General features: G+C 60.5%; 20 protein-coding genes. 17 read left to right on the top strand and 3 right to left on the bottom strand.

Annotated elements, in window-relative coordinates:
* Window positions 1-73: 73 nt before the first annotated feature.
* Window positions 74-1,072 carry a LysR family transcriptional regulator gene (locus KGB03_RS19975; protein WP_218537656.1) on the top strand — a complete coding sequence of 333 codons (999 nt, stop codon included), beginning with the start codon at window positions 74-76 and terminating at the stop codon, window positions 1,070-1,072.
* Window positions 1,073-1,189: 117 nt separating this feature from the next.
* Here the strand turns inward: KGB03_RS19975 and KGB03_RS19970 are convergent, their stop codons facing one another.
* Together KGB03_RS19970 and KGB03_RS19965 are read right to left on the bottom strand one after the other, a co-directional pair.
* Window positions 1,190-1,597, bottom strand: coding sequence for a PA2817 family protein (locus KGB03_RS19970; RefSeq protein WP_008152400.1), 408 nt, complete (start codon window positions 1,595-1,597; stop codon window positions 1,190-1,192).
* Window positions 1,598-1,684: 87 nt separating this feature from the next.
* On the bottom strand, window positions 1,685-4,132 hold the full coding sequence (locus KGB03_RS19965) for an acyl-CoA dehydrogenase (RefSeq protein WP_223528497.1): 2,448 nt from the start codon (window positions 4,130-4,132) through the stop codon (window positions 1,685-1,687).
* Between the two features lie 249 nt (window positions 4,133-4,381).
* On the opposite strand from KGB03_RS19965, the gene KGB03_RS19960 reads away from it, so the two are divergent.
* From KGB03_RS19960 to KGB03_RS19945, 4 genes are all read left to right on the top strand, one after another.
* Window positions 4,382-5,041 (top strand): transglutaminase-like domain-containing protein, encoded by a 660-nt coding sequence (locus KGB03_RS19960; RefSeq protein WP_218537658.1) that lies wholly within the window; start codon window positions 4,382-4,384, stop codon window positions 5,039-5,041.
* A gap of 43 nt (window positions 5,042-5,084) precedes the next feature.
* The gene (locus tag KGB03_RS19955; protein ID WP_111451760.1) at window positions 5,085-5,708 is read left to right on the top strand and encodes a glutathione S-transferase family protein; all 624 of its coding nucleotides are present in this window, start codon (window positions 5,085-5,087) and stop codon (window positions 5,706-5,708) included.
* Between the two features lie 133 nt (window positions 5,709-5,841).
* Entirely contained in the window at window positions 5,842-6,774 is a 933-nt protein-coding gene (locus tag KGB03_RS19950; protein WP_192411014.1) for an ABC transporter ATP-binding protein, read from the top strand.
* Window positions 6,771-7,550, top strand: coding sequence for an ABC transporter permease (locus KGB03_RS19945; protein WP_192411013.1), 780 nt, complete (start codon window positions 6,771-6,773; stop codon window positions 7,548-7,550). Before KGB03_RS19950 ends, KGB03_RS19945 begins: the two co-directional genes overlap by 4 nt.
* 166 nt (window positions 7,551-7,716) lie before the next feature.
* On the opposite strand, the gene KGB03_RS19940 is transcribed toward KGB03_RS19945, so the two are convergent.
* A complete protein-coding gene (locus KGB03_RS19940; RefSeq protein WP_223528494.1) occupies window positions 7,717-8,235 on the bottom strand; it encodes a DUF2062 domain-containing protein in 519 nt (172 codons plus the stop codon).
* A gap of 135 nt (window positions 8,236-8,370) precedes the next feature.
* Here KGB03_RS19940 and KGB03_RS19935 point away from each other — a divergent pair, with 135 nt between their 5' ends.
* The 12 genes from KGB03_RS19935 (at window position 8,371) to KGB03_RS19880 (ending at window position 19,816) form a co-directional block, all read left to right on the top strand.
* A complete protein-coding gene (locus KGB03_RS19935; protein ID WP_218537660.1) occupies window positions 8,371-10,593 on the top strand; it encodes a DNA internalization-related competence protein ComEC/Rec2 in 2,223 nt (740 codons plus the stop codon).
* A 98-nt stretch (window positions 10,594-10,691) separates the two neighbouring features.
* The gene (locus KGB03_RS19930; RefSeq protein WP_165934036.1) at window positions 10,692-11,327 is read left to right on the top strand and encodes a MotA/TolQ/ExbB proton channel family protein; all 636 of its coding nucleotides are present in this window, start codon (window positions 10,692-10,694) and stop codon (window positions 11,325-11,327) included.
* Window positions 11,324-11,755 (top strand): ExbD/TolR family protein, encoded by a 432-nt coding sequence (locus tag KGB03_RS19925; RefSeq protein WP_008152382.1) that lies wholly within the window; start codon window positions 11,324-11,326, stop codon window positions 11,753-11,755. Before KGB03_RS19930 ends, KGB03_RS19925 begins: the two co-directional genes overlap by 4 nt.
* Window positions 11,755-12,765 (top strand): tetraacyldisaccharide 4'-kinase, encoded by a 1,011-nt coding sequence (lpxK, locus tag KGB03_RS19920; RefSeq protein ID WP_223528491.1) that lies wholly within the window; start codon window positions 11,755-11,757, stop codon window positions 12,763-12,765. The genes KGB03_RS19925 and lpxK overlap by 1 nt, the downstream gene beginning before the upstream one ends.
* Window positions 12,766-12,788: 23 nt before the next feature.
* Complete coding sequence (locus tag KGB03_RS19915) at window positions 12,789-12,974, top strand: Trm112 family protein (protein WP_007945752.1); 186 nt, start codon at window positions 12,789-12,791, stop codon at window positions 12,972-12,974.
* The gene (kdsB, locus tag KGB03_RS19910; RefSeq protein WP_223528487.1) at window positions 12,971-13,735 is read left to right on the top strand and encodes a 3-deoxy-manno-octulosonate cytidylyltransferase; all 765 of its coding nucleotides are present in this window, start codon (window positions 12,971-12,973) and stop codon (window positions 13,733-13,735) included. The genes KGB03_RS19915 and kdsB overlap by 4 nt, the downstream gene beginning before the upstream one ends.
* On the top strand, window positions 13,735-14,199 hold the full coding sequence (locus KGB03_RS19905; RefSeq protein WP_111451767.1) for a low molecular weight protein-tyrosine-phosphatase: 465 nt from the start codon (window positions 13,735-13,737) through the stop codon (window positions 14,197-14,199). The genes kdsB and KGB03_RS19905 overlap by 1 nt, the downstream gene beginning before the upstream one ends.
* Window positions 14,196-15,215 carry a UDP-N-acetylmuramate dehydrogenase gene (gene murB, locus KGB03_RS19900; protein ID WP_218537662.1) on the top strand — a complete coding sequence of 340 codons (1,020 nt, stop codon included), beginning with the start codon at window positions 14,196-14,198 and terminating at the stop codon, window positions 15,213-15,215. The genes KGB03_RS19905 and murB overlap by 4 nt, the downstream gene beginning before the upstream one ends.
* A 242-nt stretch (window positions 15,216-15,457) precedes the next feature.
* Window positions 15,458-15,928: a (2Fe-2S)-binding protein gene (locus KGB03_RS19895; RefSeq protein WP_223528484.1), complete on the top strand. Its 471-nt coding sequence runs from the start codon at window positions 15,458-15,460 to the stop codon at window positions 15,926-15,928.
* Entirely contained in the window at window positions 15,925-18,246 is a 2,322-nt protein-coding gene (locus KGB03_RS19890) for a xanthine dehydrogenase family protein molybdopterin-binding subunit (RefSeq protein ID WP_223528481.1), read from the top strand. The genes KGB03_RS19895 and KGB03_RS19890 overlap by 4 nt, the downstream gene beginning before the upstream one ends.
* Entirely contained in the window at window positions 18,246-19,229 is a 984-nt protein-coding gene (locus KGB03_RS19885) for an XdhC family protein (protein ID WP_218537665.1), read from the top strand. The genes KGB03_RS19890 and KGB03_RS19885 overlap by 1 nt, the downstream gene beginning before the upstream one ends.
* Window positions 19,226-19,816 (top strand): NTP transferase domain-containing protein, encoded by a 591-nt coding sequence (locus KGB03_RS19880; RefSeq protein WP_223528479.1) that lies wholly within the window; start codon window positions 19,226-19,228, stop codon window positions 19,814-19,816. Before KGB03_RS19885 ends, KGB03_RS19880 begins: the two co-directional genes overlap by 4 nt.
* Window positions 19,817-19,908 lie beyond the last annotated feature (92 nt).

The following is a 19,908-nucleotide window of genomic DNA, read 5'->3' as shown; positions in this document are numbered from 1 at the left end:
ACAATTCTATTTTTATTATATGGAGCGTGGAATTGCGTGATAATCCGTTCAAACATCAAAGGACTGTTGCGCTGTGAGCATAAATCTTCCACTACCGCTGCTCGGTGAAATGGCAATCTTCGTCAAGGTTGTCGAGACCGGCAGTTTCTCCGAGGCTGCTCGACAATTGGGTTCTTCTCCCTCAGCGGTCAGTCGCAGCATTTCGCGTCTGGAGAAGGCGCTCGCCACCCGTTTGCTGCAGCGAACCACGCGCAAGTTGCGCTTGAGTGATGGTGGGGAAGAGGTGTTCAAGCGTTGCCAGGAGATGGTCAGCGCCGCCAAGTCGGTGATGGAGATCAGCGGTCAGTTCACCCATGAAGCCGAAGGACGGGTGCGCGTCAGTGTGCCGAAGGCGGTGGGGCGTTTCGTGATTCATCCGCATATGCCGGAATTTTTGCGTCGCTATCCCAAAGTGGATGTAGAGCTGTTACTTGAGGACCGCCAGGTGGATTTGATCGACGACAACGTTGATCTGGCGATTCGTATTACAGATCGGCCACCTGCTGGGCTGGTCGGTCGGCAATTGCTCACCATCGATCACATGCTCTGTGCAACGCCGCAATACCTGGCCGAACACGGCACACCGACCCATCCCCACGACTTGCTCAACCACAGCTGCATCTATCTGGGCGAAACGCCGAGCGATGCACGCTGGAAATTCAAGAAAGGCACCAAGGCTGTCACCGTTGGCGTGCGCGGACGTTATGCGGCCAATCACACCGGTGTGCGGTTGGGCGCAGTGTTGCAGCACATCGGGATTGGCAGCCTGCCGTACTTCACCGCGCGTTATGCGCTGGAACAGGGGCTGATCGTGCAGGTGCTGCCGGACTGGACCTTTCTGGCGTCCTACCACGGCGGTGCCTGGTTGCTGCATTCGCCAACCCGGTATTTGCCCCCGAAGTTACGGGTGCTGATCGACTATCTGGTGGAGTGCCTGGAAAAGGAGCCGACCCTGAGCAAGCCGGGCAAGTTGAGTGGCTCGGTTAGGGGCGCGGCGGAGTATGAGTTGCCCGAGAGTGATGGATTGCTCTGACAGACGCCTTCGCGGGCAAGTCGAAGGGGCCCGACCAGCCACTGCATCACTTGAAGCAAGGCACAAAAAAGGCCCGCATGAATCACCATGCAGGCCTTTTGCATTTCTGACCGAGGATCAGTGCTTGCTGTCGTCTTTCGACATCGCCAGCAGCTGTTTTTCCTGGTTCCAGTCGAACGGTTCGTCGTTTTGTTCAGCTTCGAAACGACGTTCTTCCAGTGCCTGATACAAGTCGATTTCATCGTCGGGCATGTAATGCAGGCAGTCACCGGCGAAATACCACAGCAGGTCGCGCGGGACCAGGTGGGCGATTTGCGGGTAGCGGGTGATCACCTGGCACAGAATGTCCTGGCCCAGGTATTGGCTTTCGATCGGGTCGACCGGCAGCAACGCACGCAGTTCGTCGAAGCGCTCCAGGAACAAGGCATGGCTTTCTTCGGGAACCTGTTCGGCCTCACCTACGGCGACCAGGATGCTGCGCAGGTGGTCGAGCAAGACAAGATGATCGGCAACGACATTGGACACGAGATAAGTCCTCAAGAGCAAAACGGGCGCGGGAGTATAAAGCGCCCGCGCCCATTTTTACAGGTGGAAGGCACATGGTAAGCGGGATCAGCGGACCTTTCCTTTGCCCAGCGCCAGTTCCTTTTTGTCGAAATCATCGACATCAATCACCTTGCGCCGCGCCGCTTCGGCGTCCCGCAGGGTCTGCGCTTCCCTGGGCTGCAACACACCGGCTTCAAGCGCTGCATCGATGACGTGCTCCCCAGCGACCGGTTTGACCTGGCCACTTTTGAGCGCGACATGAAGCTTTTTGCGCAGCGGTTGCGCGGCACTCAGCAGGTTACACGCATGTTGCAGGGCGCCAACCGGGTCATCAGTGGATTGCGGCCGGTAGCAACCGCCGAGCAACTCTTCCAGGGTCGGATCGCCCTTGGCGCGGCCGATCACCGCCGCCACTTCGGCGCCGAGTTTGTCCGATGGCCCTTTGTGACGACGACCGAACGGGAACACGATCACCCGCAACAGGCAACCCAACACTTTGTTCGGGAAGTTGGTCAGCAGCTCATCCAGTGCTCGTTCCGACTGCCCCAGGCTTTCTTCCATGGCCCAGGTAAACAGCGGTGCCATGTGCCCCGGTGAATCGAGGTCGTGGTAACGCTTGAGCGCGGCGGAGGCGAGGTACATGTTGCTGAGCACATCCCCCAGACGTGCCGACAGACGTTCGCGTCGTTTCAATTCGCCGCCCAGCAGCATCATGCTCAGGTCGGCGAGCAGGGCGAACGCAGCCGCCTGGCGATTGAGGGCGCGGAAGTAACCCTGGCTGAGCTTGTCGCCTGGCGCGTGTTCGAAGTGACCGAAACCAAGGTTCAGCACCAGCGTGCTGGCGGCGTTACTCACGGCGAAACCGATGTGTTTGAGCAGCAGGCCATCAAATTCAGTGAGTGCCTGATCCTTGTCTTCACGACCGGCGAGGGCCATTTCCTTAAGTACGAAAGGATGGCAGCGAATCGCACCCTGGCCGAAGATCATCAAGTTACGCGAGAGAATGTTCGCGCCTTCCACTGTGATGAAAATCGGCGCGCCGTTCCAGCTGCGACCGAGGTAGTTGTTCGGCCCCATGATGATTGCCTTGCCGCCATGAACATCCATGGCGTGGCTGATGCACTCGCGGCCGCGTTCGGTGAGGTGATACTTGAGAATCGCCGACAGCACCGATGGCTTCTCGCCCAAATCCACCGCATTGGCGGTGAGCATCCGCGCGGCATCCATCATCCAGGCGTTGCCGCCGATACGGGCCATCGCTTCCTGAATACCTTCGAAAGCCGACAAAGGAACGTTGAATTGTTCACGGACCTGAGCGTACTGGCCAGTCACCAGGCTGGTGAACTTGGCGGCGCCGGTGCCGACCGCTGGCAACGAAATCGAACGCCCGACCGACAGGCAGTTCATCAGCATCATCCAGCCTTTGCCGAGCATTTCCTGGCCGCCGATGAGGAACTCCAACGGTACGAACACATCTTTGCCGGAGTTCGGGCCGTTCATGAATGACGCGCCCAACGGCAAGTGGCGGCGGCCGATTTCGACACCGGCGGTATCGGTCGGGATCAATGCCAGGCTGATCCCCAGGTCTTCCTCCTCACCCAGCAAGTGATCCGGGTCGTAGGCCTTGAACGCGAGGCCGAGCAGGGTGGCGACAGGACCCAGAGTGATGTAACGCTTTTCCCAGTTCAGGCGCAGGCCCAGGGTTTCCTTGCCTTCCCATTCACCTTTGCAGATCACCCCGGTGTCGGGCATGGAGCCCGCATCAGAGCCGGCCAGTGGCCCGGTCAGTGCGAAGCACGGGATGTCATCGCCGCGCGCCAGTCGTGGCAGGTAGTGGTTGCGTTGCTCGTCGGTGCCGTAATGCAACAGCAGTTCGGCCGGGCCGAGGGAGTTGGGGACCATCACGGTAGAGGCAAGGTCGCCGCTGCGGGTCGCCAGTTTCATCGCCACCTGGGAGTGGGCATAGGCGGAGAAACCCTTGCCGCCGAACTCCTTGGGAATGATCAGGGCGAAGAAGCCGTTTTCCTTGATGTAGGCCCAGGCTTCGGGAGGCAGGTCCATGGTTTGACCGATCTGCCAGTCGCTGACCATGGCGCAGAGTTCTTCGGTCGGGCCGTCGATGAAGGCCTGTTCCTCTTCGCTCAGCTGCGCTTTTGGATAGGCCAGCAGTTTGTTCCAGTCCGGGCGACCGCTGAACAGTTCGCCATCCCACCACACTGTGCCGGCATCGATCGCATCGCGTTCGGTTTGCGACATCGGTGGCAGGGTTTTCTGGAACCAGCTGAACAGCGGCGCGCTGAAAAATTTGCGGCGCAGGTCGGGCAACAACAAGGGCGCAGCCACAGCCGCGATCAACACCCAGAGAACCAGCAGCAACCAGCCTGGCGCGCGGCTGAAAGCGCCCATCGCCACCACGTAAACGGCAACGATGCACAGGGCGGGCAACGGGGCGACACGACGGTGGGCTAAATAAGCAATCCCGACAACCAGAACCAGTATCCACAACAGCAGCATATTTAATCCTCCGTGAAACCAGGGCAAAACCAACTTTCAGAGCTTAGACGGCATCCGCAAAACAGGGTGGTCAGAGCGATGTGATTGAATTCGTGGGAAACCTTCGATGAGTTTTGTAGGCCCAGTGGGCAACAGGCCGCGGAAATCGTTCGTTGGGCGGGCGGCAAAGCGCCCATGTTTGGCCGAAACGTCGTTATCTCTGTGCTGAACGTGTCGCTAGACTCGTGGCTTCCCCAGGAGATTGTTCTCATGCACGCGTATCTGAGTCCCGGCCGCTTCATCGATAGTGACCACTCGTCGGTGGTGGAGTTCGCCGAAAAACATCGCGGCAACAGTCGTGACCCTCTAGAGCAGGCGATCAATCTCTATTACGCCGTGCGCGAAGCCGTGCGTTACAACCCTTACACCTTCAGTCTCGACCCGAATACCTTGCGCGGCAGTTATGCGCTGGCAGCGGGGGAGAGTTATTGCGTGCCCAAAGCCACGCTGCTGGCCGGTGCCGCCCGGCATTGCGGGATTCCCGCGCGGATCGGTCTGGCGGATGTGCGCAATCATTTGTCGACGCCGCGGTTGCTCGAGTTGCTCAAGAGTGACGTGTTCGCCATGCACGGTTATACGGAACTTCACCTGAACGGCCGCTGGGTCAAAGCCACGCCAGCGTTCAACCAAGGCTTGTGCGACCTGTTCAATGTCGCACCCCTGGAATTCGACGGCATCAACGACAGCGTTTTCCATCCGTTCAATCGCGACGGAGAGCAATTGATGGAATACCTGATCGACCACGGCCAGTTCACCGACGTGCCTGAAGCGTTCTTTTTCGAGCACCTGGAGAAGTGCTATCCGCATCTGTTCGGCGACCAATCGCCCGTGCTGCCGGGTGACATGCAGAGCGATTTGAGTCGCGCCTGATCCGGCGTATGCTGCCTGCGCATTCATCCATAAAGAGGCGGTCATGCTGAAGATCTGGGGTCGGAAAAACTCGTCGAATGTCAGAAAACCTTTGTGGGCCGCCGAGGAGCTGGGCCTGGCCTATGAAGCCATCGATGCCGGCGGCGCCTTTGGTGTAGTCGATACGCCGCAGTACCGCGCGATGAACCCCAATGGCCGCGTGCCGGTGATTGAAGACGAAGGTTTCGTGTTGTGGGAATCCAACGCCATCGTGCGTTACCTGATGGCTCGCCACGCCAGCGGCACGGCCTGGTATCCAGAGGATCTGCAGTCCCGGGCTTCTGCCGACAAGTGGATGGACTGGACCACTTCAAGTTTTGCCGGACCGTTCCGCACGGTGTTCTGGGGCGTATTGCGTACCCCGGAAGACCAGCAGGACTGGCCCGCAATCAACGCCGCGATCAAGGAGTGCGATGGCCTGCTGTCCATGGCCAACCAGGCGCTGGCGACCCAACCCTACCTGTCCGGTGATGAGATCGGCATGGGCGACATTCCTCTGGGCAGTTTCATTTATGCCTGGTTCGAGATGCCGATCGAGCGCGCACCGCAGCCTCATCTGCAAGCCTGGTATGCACGCCTGAAACAGCGTCCGGCGTATCAGAAAGCGGTTATGACCGCGTTGACTTAATACTCACTATCGACACGCTTGACTGTACTTGTGTGGCGGCGGCAAGCACCATTGCGCTCGTGCGCCGCGGTTGTATTCGTCGCCGCCCGCCCTTATTTGTCCCTTTCTTCCCTTCTTGGTGCGTAAATCCGATATGAGTTCCGCTCTGTCCATCCGGCAGCTAACCAAAACCTACGGCAACGGTTTCCAGGCCTTGAGTGGTATCGATCTGGACGTCGCCGAAGGTGACTTTTTTGCCTTGCTCGGCCCCAATGGCGCCGGCAAATCCACGACCATCGGCATTCTCTCGACCCTGGTGAACAAGACCAGCGGGACGGTGAATGTTTTCGGTCACGATCTGGACAAGAATCCTGCGCAGCTCAAGCGCTGCATCGGCGTCGTGCCCCAGGAATTCAACTTCAACCAGTTCGAGAAAACCTTCGACATCGTCGTGACCCAGGCCGGTTATTACGGCATCCCGCCGAAAATCGCCAAGGAACGTGCCGAGCAGTACCTGACCCAGCTGGGCCTTTGGGACAAGCGCGATGTCCCGTCACGTTCACTGTCCGGCGGCATGAAGCGTCGACTGATGATCGCCCGTGCGCTGGTTCACGAACCACGCCTGCTGATCCTCGACGAACCGACAGCGGGTGTGGACATCGAACTGCGTCGCTCGATGTGGACGTTCCTCACTGAGCTGAACAAGAAAGGCATCACCATCATCCTCACCACCCACTACCTGGAAGAGGCTGAGCAGTTGTGCCGCAACATCGGCATCATCGATCACGGCACCATCGTCGAGAACACCAGCATGAAACAGTTGCTCAGCCAACTGCATGTGGAAACGTTCCTGCTCGACCTCAAAAACACAGTGCAAACCGCGCCGCAGTTGCTCGGTTACCCGACCAAGCTGCTCGACAGCCACACCCTTGAAGTTCAGGTCGACAAGGCCATGGGCATCACCGCGCTGTTCACCCAATTGGCGCAACAGAACATCGAAGTGTTGAGCCTGCGTAACAAAACCAATCGCCTCGAGGAGTTGTTCGTGTCCCTGGTGGAGAAAAATCTGTCGAAGGTGGCGGTATGAGTTCCGAGCTGCAACCCAACCTCGTTGCCCTCAACACCATCGTTTACCGAGAGGTCAGGCGCTTTACCCGGATCTGGCCGCAGACGCTGCTGCCGCCGGCTATCACCATGGTTCTGTACTTCGTGATCTTCGGCAATCTGATCGGCCGGCAGATCGGTGACATGGGTGGTTTCACCTACATGGAGTACATCGTGCCGGGGCTGATCATGATGTCGGTGATCACCAACTCCTACGGCAACGTGGTCTCGAGTTTCTTCGGCAGCAAGTTCCAGCGTTCCATCGAAGAATTGATGGTGTCGCCGGTGTCGCCGCATACGATTCTGATCGGTTACACCCTGGGCGGCGTACTGCGTGGCTTGATGGTTGGGGTCATTGTGACCCTGCTGTCGCTGTTCTTCACCCAATTGCAGGTGCATCACCTGGGCGTGACCATTCTGGTGGTGGTGCTGACGGCGACGATCTTCTCGCTGCTGGGCTTCATCAACGCCGTGTTTGCGCGCAACTTCGATGACATCTCGATCATCCCGACATTTGTGCTGACACCGCTGACTTACCTGGGCGGGGTGTTCTACTCGATCTCCTTGCTGCCGCCGTTCTGGCAGACCGTGTCCCTGGCCAACCCGGTGCTGCACATGGTCAACGCCTTCCGTTACGGCATTCTTGGCGTTTCGGACATCAGGATCAGCGTGGCGATCACCTTCATGCTGGTGGCGACCGTGGTGTTGTACATCGGTTGCGCACGGCTGCTGGTCAGTGGTCGCGGGATGCGTACCTGAGGAAGACCGAGTCGCCTGCTTCGTCGGAACGCCGCCCGGACCAAGCCCGCTCCCACAGTGGGTTTGTGTCGTTCACAGATCCAATGTGGGAGCGGGCTTGCTCGCGAAGGCGTCAGCCCAGACACCACAAAAAAACGGCCTCCAAAAAATGGAGGCCGTTTTGCGTTTACGGCATCCGTTTTTTCTGGCGCCGCCGCCACTGCCGTCCTACCCACCAGCGCCAATACATCATGGTCAGGCAATAGGCGAGCGCGCCGAGCACCAGTCCCGTCACCACCGAGCCGAGTAAAAACGGCTGCCAAAGCGTCGAGAGTTCGCCGCTGATCCATTCCCAGGTCAGCTCGTCCGGCAAATGGCGGGTGGGAACATCCATCAGCCAGGCTCCGGTCTGGTAAGTGCAGAAGAACACCGCCGGCATGGTGATCGGATTGGTCAGCCAGACCAGGCTGACTGCAATCGGCATGTTGCCGCGCACCATGATGGCGAGAATGGCCGCAACCAGCATCTGCAGCGGAATTGGCAGGAACGCCGCGAACAGACCCACCGCCATGGCCCGTGCGACGGAATGGCGGTTGAGGTGCCAGAGGTTCGGGTCATGCAGCAGTGTGCCGAGAAAGCGTAAGGACTTGTGTTCCCTGATGCTGATCGGGTCTGGCATGTAACGTTTGAATAAGCGCCGGGGCATAAGGCTTCTCGGTCGGTTAAGGCGGCAAGTATGTCTGGATTCTATGAGCTGCCCATTCAGACTTTGTGACAATTAATAACGATGCCTGTGCGATTAGCCGGCTATGCCTAGGAGGGGACTCTCAAGGACGGGCGTATGCGCACAGGGATGATGGCGCTGGCGTTGGGTCTGTTGATCCTGCGTTTTTTACCGGTATTACCGCCGGTCTGGTTATGGATGTTGCTGCCGGTCATCGGTTTGATGTTGCTGCCGTTTCGCAGCTATCCACTGGCATTTTTGCTGTTCGGCTTCAGTTGGGCGGGCGCGAATGCGCAGTGGGCGCTGGATGATCGGCTGCCGATGAGCCTCGATGGCGAAACCCGTTGGGTCGAAGGTCGGGTGACGGGATTGCCACAGAACAATGAGGCCGTCGTGCGTTTCGAGTTGGCCGACGCCCGGTCGCGACACGGCAAGGTGCCGCAACTGATGCGCCTGGCCTGGTATGACGGGCCGCCGGTCAACAGCGGCGAACAGTGGCGACTGGCGGTCAAGTTGAAGCGTCCTGCGGGGCTGCTCAACCCCCATGCCTTCGATTACGACGCCTGGCTGTTGGCGCAACGTATCGGCGCGACCGGGACGGTCAAGGCTGGCGAGCGGCTCAAGGAAGCCCAATGGGCCTGGCGCGACGGCATCCGTCAGCGCTTGCAGTCCGTGGATGCCCAGGGGCGAACGGGAGCGCTGACGGCGTTGGTGCTGGGGGATGGCGCCGGACTGAGTCGCGAAGACTGGCAGGTGCTGCAAGACACCGGCACGGTCCATCTGTTGGTGATTTCCGGACAACACATCGGGTTGTTGGCGGGGCTGGTGTATCTGTTGATCGCCGGGCTGGCCCGTTATGGCCTGTGGCCCAAACGCTTGCCTTGGCTGCCGTGGGCCTGTGGACTCGCGTTCGCGGCCGCTCTCGGTTATGGGCTGCTGGCCGGTTTTGAGGTGCCGGTGCGGCGGGCCTGCGTGATGATCGGCCTGGTGCTGTTGTGGCGCCTGCGATTTCGTCACCTTGGCGCCTGGTGGCCGCTGTTGCTGGCGCTCGACGGTGTTTTGCTACTGGATCCGCTGGCGAGTCTGCAACCGGGTTTCTGGCTGTCGTTCGCGGCGGTGGCGGTGTTGATCTTCACTTTCGGTGGTCGGCTGGGCCCCTGGCGCTGGTGGCAAACCTGGACCCGCGCCCAATGGCTGATCGCGATTGGCCTGTGCCCGTTGCTGCTGGTGCTCGGGTTGCCGATCAGTCTCAGCGGGCCGGTGGCCAATTTGCTCGCGGTGCCGTGGATCAGCGTGGTCGTGCTGCCTCCGGCATTGCTGGGCACGCTGTTTTTACCCCTTCCTTACGTGGGCGAAGGGTTGTTGTGGTTGGCAGGAGGTTTGATCGACCTTTTGTTCAAGGGCCTGACGCTGATGGCCGGGTACTTGCCCGCGTGGGTGCCGGTGGCCATCCCGTTGTGGGTATGGGCACTCGGCACACTCGGTGCCTTTCTACTATTAATGCCTCGAGGTGTGCCGTTTCGCGCGTTGGGTTGGCCGATGCTGCTGTTGCTGGTTTTTCCGCCCCGGGAGCGCTTGCCTGAAGGCATCGCCGAAGTCTGGCAGCTGGATGTCGGCCAGGGTTTGGCCATCCTGGTGCGCACGCGACATCACGCACTGTTGTATGACACCGGGCCACGTTTCGGCGATTTCGACCTGGGCGAGCGTGTGGTGCTGCCGGCATTACGCAAACTGGGAGCGGAGGGGCTCGATTTGATGTTGATCAGCCATGCCGACGCCGATCATGCGGGCGGCGCCCGGGCCGTTGCCAATGGTCTGCCGGTGAAACGGGTGGTCAGTGGCGATCCCCAGGCGCTGCGGGCCGAGTTGCAGGCCGAAGGCTGCGAGAGCGGCAAGCAATGGGTCTGGGATGATGTGAGGTTCCAGCTGTGGCAATGGTCTTCGGCCAGCGACAGCAATCAAAAATCCTGCGTCCTGCAGATAGAAGCCAACGGTGAGCGTCTGTTACTTACCGGCGATATAGACGCCGCAGCCGAGCGGGCGCTGCTCGACAGTCCACTGGCCGTCACCACTGATTGGTTGCAGGCGCCGCACCACGGCAGTCGCAGTTCGTCATCGATGGCGTTGCTTGCCGCGTTGCAGCCCAAGGCGGTGTTGATCTCTCGTGGCCAGGGAAATTCATTCGGTCATCCCCATCCCACAATCATGGCGCGCTATCGAAAGCGCGGCATTTCGATCCATGACAGTGCCGAGCAGGGTGCCATCCGTCTGCAACTGGGACGCTTCAAGCCGCCATGGACGATGCGTCAAGAACGGCGTTTCTGGCGCTCTGCACAGTAACCCGGAGTGATTAAACACCGACTGGATGCGACATCACGGTCTTCGGTGCGCTCACCCCCTATGTTAGAGTGGCGCACTTTTTCGAGGGGGCTGTCACTGTGTGGGAATTGGTCAAATCCGGCGGCTGGATGATGCTGCCGATCATTTTGAGTTCCATCGCGGCCATGGCAATCGTCGCAGAGCGTCTCTGGACCCTGCGAGCCAGCCGTGTGACCCCGGAGCATTTGCTCGGGCAAGTCTGGGTGTGGATCAAGGACAAGCAACTCAATAAAGAAAAACTCAAGGAATTGCGCGCCAACTCGCCGTTGGGCGAAATCCTCGCGGCTGGCCTGGCCAACTCCAGGCATGGTCGCGAGATCATGAAAGAGTGCATTGAAGAGGCTGCGGCACGGGTCATTCACGAGCTCGAACGTTACATCAACGCGTTGGGCACCATCGCCGCCATGGCCCCGTTGCTGGGTCTGTTGGGTACGGTGCTGGGCATGATCGACATTTTCAGCGCGTTCATGGGCACGGGCATGGGTACCAATGCTGCGGTGCTGGCTGGCGGTATTTCCAAAGCGCTGATCACCACGGCCGCAGGCCTGATGGTCGGTATCCCGGCGGTCTTCTTCCACCGATTCCTGCAACGCCGGATCGATGAACTGGTGGTCGGCATGGAGCAGGAAGCGATCAAACTGGTAGAGGTGGTACAGGGTGACCGTGATGTCGACCTGAATGGGGGCAAAGCGTGAAATTCCGCCGTAAACCACGGGAAACGGTAGACATCAACCTCGCGTCGCTGATTGACGTGGTGTTTATCCTGCTGCTGTTTTTCGTGGTCACCACTACGTTTACCCGTGAAACCCAGTTGCGCGTGGATCTGCCGGAAGCGGTCAGTGGTTCCCCTGCCGAAGACCAGCAGGTCAAACACCTGGACGTTGCCATCAGTGCCGAAGGTGCCTTCTCGGTGAATAATCAGGTATTGCCCAAGAACGACCTGGCGACCCTGATGGACGCACTGCAGAAAGAATCCAGTGGCGACACCAACCTGCCGCTGTCCATCAGCGCCGACGGCAAGACTCAGCATCAGTCCGTCATTACCGCCATGGACGCCGCCGGCAAACTCGGTTTCAGTCACCTGCGCATGACCACTGTCGAGGCGGCGCCGCCCGCGCCCTGATGGCCATGTCCGATCGCTTGCTCGCCGCGTGGTACCAAGGTCATCCGGCCCTGAAGCTGTTGCAGCCGCTGGAGTGGTTGTATCGGCGCGTGGTCATTAACAAGCGCAAGCGTTTTCTGGCGGGTGAGGGCGAGATCTATCAACCGCCGGTGCCGCTGATCGTCGTGGGTAATATCACCGTCGGCGGCACCGGCAAGACGCCGCTGATTCTGTGGATGATCCAGCACTGCCAGCGCAGCGGTTTGCGGGTCGGCGTGGTCAGTCGGGGTTATGGCGCCAAGCCACCCCACTTGCCGTGGCGAGTCGAGGCGGATCAAAGCGCCGATATTGCGGGAGACGAACCACTGTTGATCGTCCAGCGCACCGGCGTTTCGTTGATGATCGACCCGGACCGCAGCAGCGCCGTCAAAGCCCTGCTGGCGAGCGAGCCACTGGACCTGATCCTGTCCGACGACGGCATGCAGCATTATCGACTGGCCCGCGACCTTGAACTGGTGCTGATCGATGCCGCCCGCGGCCTGGGCAATCAGCGTTGCCTGCCAGCCGGGCCGTTGCGTGAACCGGTCGAGCGTCTGCAAAGTGTCGACGCGGTGCTCTACAACGGTGCCGATGCCGATCGCGACGACGGTTTTGCCTTCCAGCTGCAACCCACCGAATTGATCAATCTGCACAGCGGCGAGCGGCGTCCCCTCGACCACTTTCCCGCTGGCCAGGCCCTGCACGCCGTGGCCGGGATCGGCAATCCGCAGCGTTTCTTCACAACCCTCGAAACGTTACACTGGCAGCCAGTGCCGCATGCGTTTGCCGACCACGCCGAATACAGCGTGCAGGCCTTGAATTTCACACCGTCATTGCCGTTGGTGATGACCGAAAAGGACGCGGTGAAGTGCCGTGCCTTCGCCGCCGCCGATTGGTGGTACCTGGCGGTCGATGCTGCGCCATCACCGGCTTTCGTGGCCTGGTTCGATACGCAGCTGATGCGCCTGTTGCCGGCTCGTCTTTTGCCTTAAATCCATTTATCCAGGGAATGCTCATGGACACCAAATTGCTCGATATCCTCGCTTGCCCGGTCTGCAAAGGCCCGCTCAAGCTCAGCGCCGACAAAACCGAGCTGATCAGCAAAGGCGCAGGCCTGGCTTACCCGATTCGTGACGGCATCCCGGTGATGCTCGAAACCGAAGCCCGCACCCTGACCACCGACGAGCGTCTGGATAAATGACCACAGCCTTTACCGTTGTCATTCCATCGCGTTACGCCTCCACCCGCTTGCCGGGCAAGCCGCTGCTGCTGATCGCCGGCAAGCCGATGATCCAGCACGTCTGGGAACAGGCGAGCAAAAGTAGTGCTCAGCGCGTGGTGGTTGCCACTGACGATGCGCGCATCGTCGAGGCCTGCAAAGGGTTTGGCGCTGAAGTGGTGCTGACCCGCGAAGATCACAATTCCGGCACCGACCGTTTGGCTGAAGTCGCCGCGAAACTGGGCCTGGCGTCCGACGCCATTGTGGTCAACGTCCAGGGGGACGAACCGTTGATCCCGCCGAGCGTGATCGATCAGGTGGCCGCCAACCTGGCCGCCCACACCGAAGCGCGCATGGCCACGCTGGCCGAGCCGATCGAAGACGTGGAAACCCTGTTCAATCCCAACGTGGTCAAGGTTGTCAGCGACCTTAATGGCCTGGCGCTGACCTTCAGTCGTGCCACCTTGCCGTGGGCCCGGGACGCGTTCGCCAAAAGCCGCGAGCAATTGCCGGAAGGCGTGCCGTATCGTCGGCACATTGGCATCTATGCCTACCGCGCCGGTTTCCTGCATGACTTCGTCAGCTGGGGCCCGTGCTGGCTGGAAAATACCGAATCCCTGGAACAGCTCCGCGCCCTGTGGCACGGCGTGCGGATTCACGTCGCCGACGCGCTGATCGCACCGCCGACCGGCGTCGATACCGTCGAAGACCTTGAGCGCGTTCGTCGCCTGCTGGAGGCCTGATGCGGGTTTTGTTTGTCTGCCTGGGCAACATTTGCCGTTCACCCACGGCCGAAGGCGTGTTGCGACATAAACTGCGCGAAGCGGGGCTGGCCGATCAAATCGAAGTCGCCTCTGCGGGTACCGGTGACTGGCACGTCGGCAAGGCCCCGGACAAGCGCAGCCAGGCGGCGGCCAAGCTGCGCGGTTATGACCTGTCCGCCCAGCGCGCCCAGCAAGTGTCCCGCGCCGATTTCGCCACCTACGACCTGATTCTGGCGATGGACCACAGCAACCTGCGCAACCTCGAGGCTTTGCAACCGGCCAAGGGCAAAGCCGAGCTGGACCTGTTCCTGCGTCGCTATCAGTCGGAAATCGATGAAGTGCCGGATCCGTACTACGACGGCGACCAAGGCTTTGAGCAGGTACTGGACCTGATCGAGCGCGCCAGTGATTTGCTGGTGATCGAATTGAAGGGACGGTTATGAGTTTGCAGGTCCAACCCCGGGTTTCGCTCAAGCCGTTCAACACCTTTGGCGTCGATGTTCAGGCCCGGCTGTTTGCCGAGGCCCATAACGATGCCGACGTGCGTGAAGCCCTGGCCTATGCGCTGGAACATGACGTGCCGCTGCTGGTGATTGGCGGTGGCAGCAACCTGCTGCTGACGGCCGATATCCAGTCGTTGGTGCTGCGCATGGCCACCCGCGGGATTCGCATCCTGAGCGATGACGGCAGCAAAGTCGTGATCGAAGCCGAGGCCGGTGAGCCTTGGCATCCGTTCGTGCAGCACACCCTGGCGCAGGGGTTGTCGGGACTGGAGAACCTCAGCCTGATTCCCGGCACCGTCGGTGCGGCACCGATGCAGAACATCGGCGCCTATGGTGTGGAGATCAAGGACGTGTTCGCCGGCTTGACCGCGCTGGATCGCCAGACCGGTGACTTGCGGGATTTCACCCTGGAAGAATGCAACTTCGCCTACCGCGACAGCCTGTTCAAACAGGAACCGGGGCGTTGGTTGATCCTGCGGGTACGTTTCATCCTGGACCGCGCCGCGCACCTGCATCTGGAGTACGGCCCGGTGCGTCAGCGCCTGACTGAGCAAGGTATCGATCACCCGACCGCCACCGATGTCAGCCAGGCGATTTGCAGCATTCGCAACGAAAAGCTTCCGGACCCGGCAGTGCTCGGCAATGCCGGCAGCTTCTTCAAGAATCCGTTGGTGCCAGCGGCGCTCGTTGCGCAACTCAAAGGTGAATACCCGGATCTGGTGGCCTACGCGCAACCCGACGGGCAGATGAAACTGGCAGCGGGGTGGCTGATCGAGCGGGCCGGCTGGAAAGGTTTCCGTGAAGCCGATGCCGGCGTGCATAAATTGCAGGCATTGGTGCTGGTCAACTACGGCAACGCGACCGGTCTGCAATTGCTGAACCTGGCGCAACGCATCCAGAAAGACATTTCAGAACGTTTTCATGTCGACCTGGAAATGGAGCCCAATCGGTATTGAGGCTACGCTTCAAGACTGATCTGAAAGCCCTGCACACGTTTAACGGTGCAGGGCTTTTTTGTTAATGTTGGGTTAACTTAGCCACCTAACGATGCAAACGTTTGCTCCACCAAAGGCCCGATGCGGACCCTGCCGTCCGCATAAGAGAGCCCATTTAGCCTGAGCCGATCTGCGTGATGCCAACCGCCAACCCTGGGCGGCAGATTGCTCGACCCCATAACCAATAATATGCGGGCGTGCCCATGATTACCCTGAAGCTCAATGGTCAAGACCATCAACTCGATGTCACCGAGGACATGCCGCTGCTCTGGGCGATCCGCGACGTGGCCGGTTACAACGGCACCAAATTCGGCTGCGGCATGGGCCTCTGTGGCGCCTGCACCATCCATATCGACGGCGCCCCGGCGCGCAGTTGCATCACGCCGATCGGTTCAGTGGTCGGCCAGAACGTCACCACCATCGATAATCTGCACGCCGACCCGGTCGGGCAAGTCGTCCAGCAAGCCTGGCTCGACACCGCCGTGGCCCAGTGTGGTTTCTGCCAGGGCGGGCAGATCATGTCCGCCACGGCGTTGCTCAAGACCAACCCGAACCCCAGCGACGAACAGATCGAAGAGGCGATGGTCGGCAACATTTGCCGCTGCGGCACGTACAACCGCATCAAGACCGCCATCCGCCAGGCATCCACTCACCTGAAGGAGGCCAAGGCATGAGCCAGTTACCGAATGATTTCGCGCTGAGCAACCTCAGTCGTCGCGGTTTCCTCAAAGGCGTTGGCGCCACCGGTGCGTTGGTTTTGGTGGCGAGTTGGGGCTGGCAAGATGCTTTGGCTGCGGAGAAAGAGAAGAAATTCGGCGCCGATGGCATGCCCAACGGCTGGATCGACGATCCCAAGGTTTACGTCAGCATTGCCGCTGACGGCAGGGTGACCGTGGTCTGCAACCGTTCGGAAATGGGCCAGGGTGTGCGCACCAGCCTGACGATGGTGGTAGCCGATGAACTGGACGCCGACTGGGCGATGATGAAGGTGCAACAGGCGCCGGGCGACGAAGTGCGCTTCGGCAACCAGGACACCGATGGCTCGCGCAGCATGCGCCACTGGTACGAGCCGATGCGTCGCTGCGGTGCTGCTGCGCGGACCATGCTTGAACAAGCCGCTGCCGAACAGTGGAAAGTGCCGGTCAGCGAATGCCATGCGCAACTGCATAAAGTCATCCATAAACCGAGCGGTCGTGAGCTGGGTTACGGCGCCTTGGCCGCCGCGGCCGGTGCGTTGGCTGTGCCGGCGCGTGACAGCCTGCGGCTCAAGCAGCCGTCGGAGTTCCGCTACATCGGCAAGGAAGGCACCAAGGCCATCGACGGTACCGACATCGTCAATGGCCGCGCCATTTACGGTGCCGACGTTCATTTCGACGGCATGCTCTACGCCACCATTGCACGCCCTGCGGTGTATGGCGGCAAGGTCAAGTCCGTCGACTCCAGTGCCGCGATGAAAGTCCCGGGCGTGATCAAGGTCGTGCAGATCGAAGGTCATCCGCTGCCGTCGGAGTTTCAGCCGTTGGGCGGCGTGGCCGTGGTCGCCAGTAATACCTGGGCGGCGATCAAGGGCCGCGAAGCGCTGAAAATCGAGTGGGATGATGGCCCTAACGCCAGTTACGACTCGATCGCCTACCGCAAGGAAATTGAGGCAGCCTCCCTCAAACCCGGCAAAGTGGTGCGCAATACCGGCAACATCGACGAAGCCATGGGCAGCGCCGACAGCACGCTCGAAGCGTCCTATTACCTGCCGCACCTGACGCAAGCACCCATGGAACCGATGGTCGCCATCGCCCGCTTCAAGGACGGTGTATGCGAAGCCTGGGCCCCAAGCCAGGCCCCCCAAGTCACCCGCGAACGCATTGGCGAGCGCCTCGGCATTGCGTTCGATAACGTCACCTTTAACGTCACTTTGTTGGGCGGCGGTTTCGGGCGTAAATCCAAACCGGACTTCATCATCGAAGCGGCCATCCTCGCCAAGGAATTCCCCGGCAAGGCCGTGCGGGTGCAATGGACCCGTGAAGACGACATCCACTGCTCCTATTTCCACACGGTGTCGGCCGAGTACCTGAAAGCCAGCCTGAACAAGGACGGCCTGCCGTCCGGCTGGTTGCACCGCACCGTAGCGCCGAGCATCACCGCGTTGTTTGCGCCGGGCATGAACCACGAGGCAGCCTTCGAACTGGGCATGGGTTTCACCAACATGGCTTACGCGATCCCCAACGTGCGCCTGGAAAACCCGGAAGCGGCGATTCACACCCGGGTCGGCTGGTATCGCTCGGTGTCGAACATTCCTCACGGTTTTGCGATTCAGAGCTTTGTCGATGAACTGGCGCACAAGGCCGGCCAGGATCCGCTCAAGTACCAGATCAAATTGCTGGGCCCGGACCGGCAGATCGATCCGCGCACCTTGAGTGAAGAGTGGAACTACGGCGAATCCCCCGAGCGTTATCCGATCGATACCGCGCGGATGCGCACGGTGCTGGAAACCGCTGCCAAAGCCGCCGGTTGGGGTCGTGAGTTACCCAAGGGCCGAGGTTTGGGGCTGGCGGTGCATTACAGCTTCGTGACCTATGTGGCGGCGGTAATCGAGGTTGAAGTCAAAGACGACGGCACGCTGATCGTGCACAAGGCCGACATCGCAGTGGATTGCGGTCCGCAGATCAACCCCGAGCGGATTCGCTCGCAGTTCGAAGGCGCCTGTGTCATGGGGCTGGGCAACGCGGTGCTGGGGGAAATCAGCTTCAAGGCCGGCAAGGTCCAGCAGGACAACTTCCACATGTACGAAGTGGCGCGTATGTCCCTGGCGCCCAAGGAAGTTGCAGTTCATCTGGTCACACCGCCAGGCAATGTGCCACTGGGCGGTGTCGGTGAACCGGGCGTGCCACCGATTGCGCCAGCACTGTGCAACGCAATCTTTGCCGCCACCGGCAAGCGCATCCGCAACTTGCCGGTTCGCTATCAGCTGCAAGGTTGGCAGAAGGCACAAGCCTGATGGACAGCGTCGATCTGAACGTCCTGCGCAGCGTGCTCGAATGGCGCCGCGCCGGTCGGCGGGTGATGTTGTACAGCGTGGTCCAGACCTGGGGCACCGCGCCGCGGGCACCTGGCGCCATGCTGGCGTTGCGTGAAGATGGTGTGGTGATTGGCTCGGTGTCCGGTGGTTGTGTCGAAGACGATTTGATTGCCCGGCTGCATGACGGTCGGATTCCCGCCGATGGGCCGCCGGTGCAGTTGATCACTTACGGCGTCACCCGTGAGGAGGCGGCACGCTTCGGTTTGCCGTGCGGCGGCACCTTGCGCCTGACCGAGGAGCGGGTCGGCGATCCGGCTTGGGTCGCCGAGTTGCTGGCGCGCTGCGAGGCGCATGAAATCGTGGCTCGCTCGCTCAGTGTCGAGACGGGTGAAGTCACGCTGCAACCGGCTGACAAGACGGATGTCCTGACGTTCGATGGCAAAACGTTGCGGGCCATTTACGGTCCACGTTGGCGGCTGTTGCTGATCGGTGCGGGGCAGTTGTCCCGGTATGTCGCCGAGATGGCACGGCTGCTGGATTTCGAAGTGCTGATCTGCGATCCGCGCACCGAGTTCGTTTACGGCTGGGAAGAGCAGCACGGGCGATTTGTTTCGGGTATGCCCGATGACGCGGTGCTCAGCATCCAGACTGACGAGCGTACGGCCATCGTCGCACTGACCCACGATCCTCGACTCGATGACATGGCGCTGCTGACGGCGCTGGATTCCAGGGCGTTTTATGTCGGTGCGCTGGGGTCGCGGGTCAACAGCTTGAAGCGCCGGGACAATCTGGCTCAGCTAGGCTTGTCACAAGAGGCTATCGCTCGGCTGCACGGTCCGATCGGTTTGCACATTGGCAGCCACACACCGGCGGAAATCGCTTTGTCGCTGCTGGCCGAAATTGTCGCGATCAAGAACGGTGTCGAGCTCAAGCAGAAGAAGCTGTTGCAGGAGGGCGTATGAGCGAATCCATCGGCGTCATTGTGCTGGCAGCGGGGCAGGGCCGTCGGTTTCGACAGGAGGCCGGTGCCGAGCGGGACAAGCTGGTAGCGGATTGCACGGGGCGCGACGGCGCTGTGCATTCGATGATCGAGCAAGTGCTGGTGAATTTGCCGACGTCTCTTGAGAAGCGCGTCCTGGTGACCACGGTGGATCGACCACAAGTGATCCGTATGGCCAAGGCTTATGGTTGCGAAATTGTGCTGATTGAATCGACCGGCATGGGCGACAGCATCGCGGCCGGGGTGGCGGCGTGTCCGCAGCTCGGTGGCTGGCTGATTGTGCTGGGGGATATGCCGTTCATCTTGCCGTCGAGCATCGAGCGGGTAGTGGCGAGTATTTCCGACGATTGCATCAGCGTGCCGGTGCATGAAGGCGAGTTCGGGCACCCGGTGGGATTTGGGCGCAGCTTTGGTCCGGCGTTAATGGCGTTGTCCGGCGATCGAGGGGCCAAGGCGTTGTTCGCGCAGGCGAGAGTAGTCGAGGTGGTCGTGGACGATCCTGGGGTGTTGTGGGATGTGGATGTGCCAGAGAAATTGAACTTCCAGTAGCCTCGACATAGATCCAATGTGGGAGCGGGCTTGCTCGCGAAAGCGGTGAATCAGCTTGCATCAATGTCGAATGTGAAACCGCTTTCGCGAGC

The sequence above is a fragment of the Pseudomonas sp. BF-B-26 genome (genome assembly GCF_019956495.1).
In the GTDB taxonomy this organism is placed as follows: domain Bacteria; phylum Pseudomonadota; class Gammaproteobacteria; order Pseudomonadales; family Pseudomonadaceae; genus Aquipseudomonas.
The sequence above is the reverse complement of the archived record's forward strand: the minus strand, read 5'-3'. Positions and strand labels throughout refer to the sequence as shown.

What these genes read in the sequence shown, in the direction of transcription:
- KGB03_RS19885 (WP_218537665.1), top strand. Translation starts at nt 18,246, where the DNA reads ATGGACAGCGTCGATCTGAACGTCCTGCGCAGCGTGCTCGAATGGCGC.
- KGB03_RS19905 (WP_111451767.1), top strand. Translation starts at nt 13,735, where the DNA reads ATGCGGGTTTTGTTTGTCTGCCTGGGCAACATTTGCCGTTCACCCACG.
- murB (WP_218537662.1), top strand. Translation starts at nt 14,196, where the DNA reads ATGAGTTTGCAGGTCCAACCCCGGGTTTCGCTCAAGCCGTTCAACACC.
- KGB03_RS19880 (WP_223528479.1), top strand. Translation starts at nt 19,226, where the DNA reads ATGAGCGAATCCATCGGCGTCATTGTGCTGGCAGCGGGGCAGGGCCGT.
- KGB03_RS19915 (WP_007945752.1), top strand. Translation starts at nt 12,789, where the DNA reads ATGGACACCAAATTGCTCGATATCCTCGCTTGCCCGGTCTGCAAAGGC.
- KGB03_RS19890 (WP_223528481.1), top strand. Translation starts at nt 15,925, where the DNA reads ATGAGCCAGTTACCGAATGATTTCGCGCTGAGCAACCTCAGTCGTCGC.
- KGB03_RS19895 (WP_223528484.1), top strand. Translation starts at nt 15,458, where the DNA reads ATGATTACCCTGAAGCTCAATGGTCAAGACCATCAACTCGATGTCACC.
- KGB03_RS19945 (WP_192411013.1), top strand. Translation starts at nt 6,771, where the DNA reads ATGAGTTCCGAGCTGCAACCCAACCTCGTTGCCCTCAACACCATCGTT.
- KGB03_RS19950 (WP_192411014.1), top strand. Translation starts at nt 5,842, where the DNA reads ATGAGTTCCGCTCTGTCCATCCGGCAGCTAACCAAAACCTACGGCAAC.
- KGB03_RS19940 (WP_223528494.1), bottom strand. Translation starts at nt 8,235, where the DNA reads ATGCCCCGGCGCTTATTCAAACGTTACATGCCAGACCCGATCAGCATC.
- kdsB (WP_223528487.1), top strand. Translation starts at nt 12,971, where the DNA reads ATGACCACAGCCTTTACCGTTGTCATTCCATCGCGTTACGCCTCCACC.
- lpxK (WP_223528491.1), top strand. Translation starts at nt 11,755, where the DNA reads ATGGCCATGTCCGATCGCTTGCTCGCCGCGTGGTACCAAGGTCATCCG.
- KGB03_RS19955 (WP_111451760.1), top strand. Translation starts at nt 5,085, where the DNA reads ATGCTGAAGATCTGGGGTCGGAAAAACTCGTCGAATGTCAGAAAACCT.
- KGB03_RS19960 (WP_218537658.1), top strand. Translation starts at nt 4,382, where the DNA reads ATGCACGCGTATCTGAGTCCCGGCCGCTTCATCGATAGTGACCACTCG.
- KGB03_RS19935 (WP_218537660.1), top strand. Translation starts at nt 8,371, where the DNA reads ATGCGCACAGGGATGATGGCGCTGGCGTTGGGTCTGTTGATCCTGCGT.
- KGB03_RS19965 (WP_223528497.1), bottom strand. Translation starts at nt 4,132, where the DNA reads ATGCTGCTGTTGTGGATACTGGTTCTGGTTGTCGGGATTGCTTATTTA.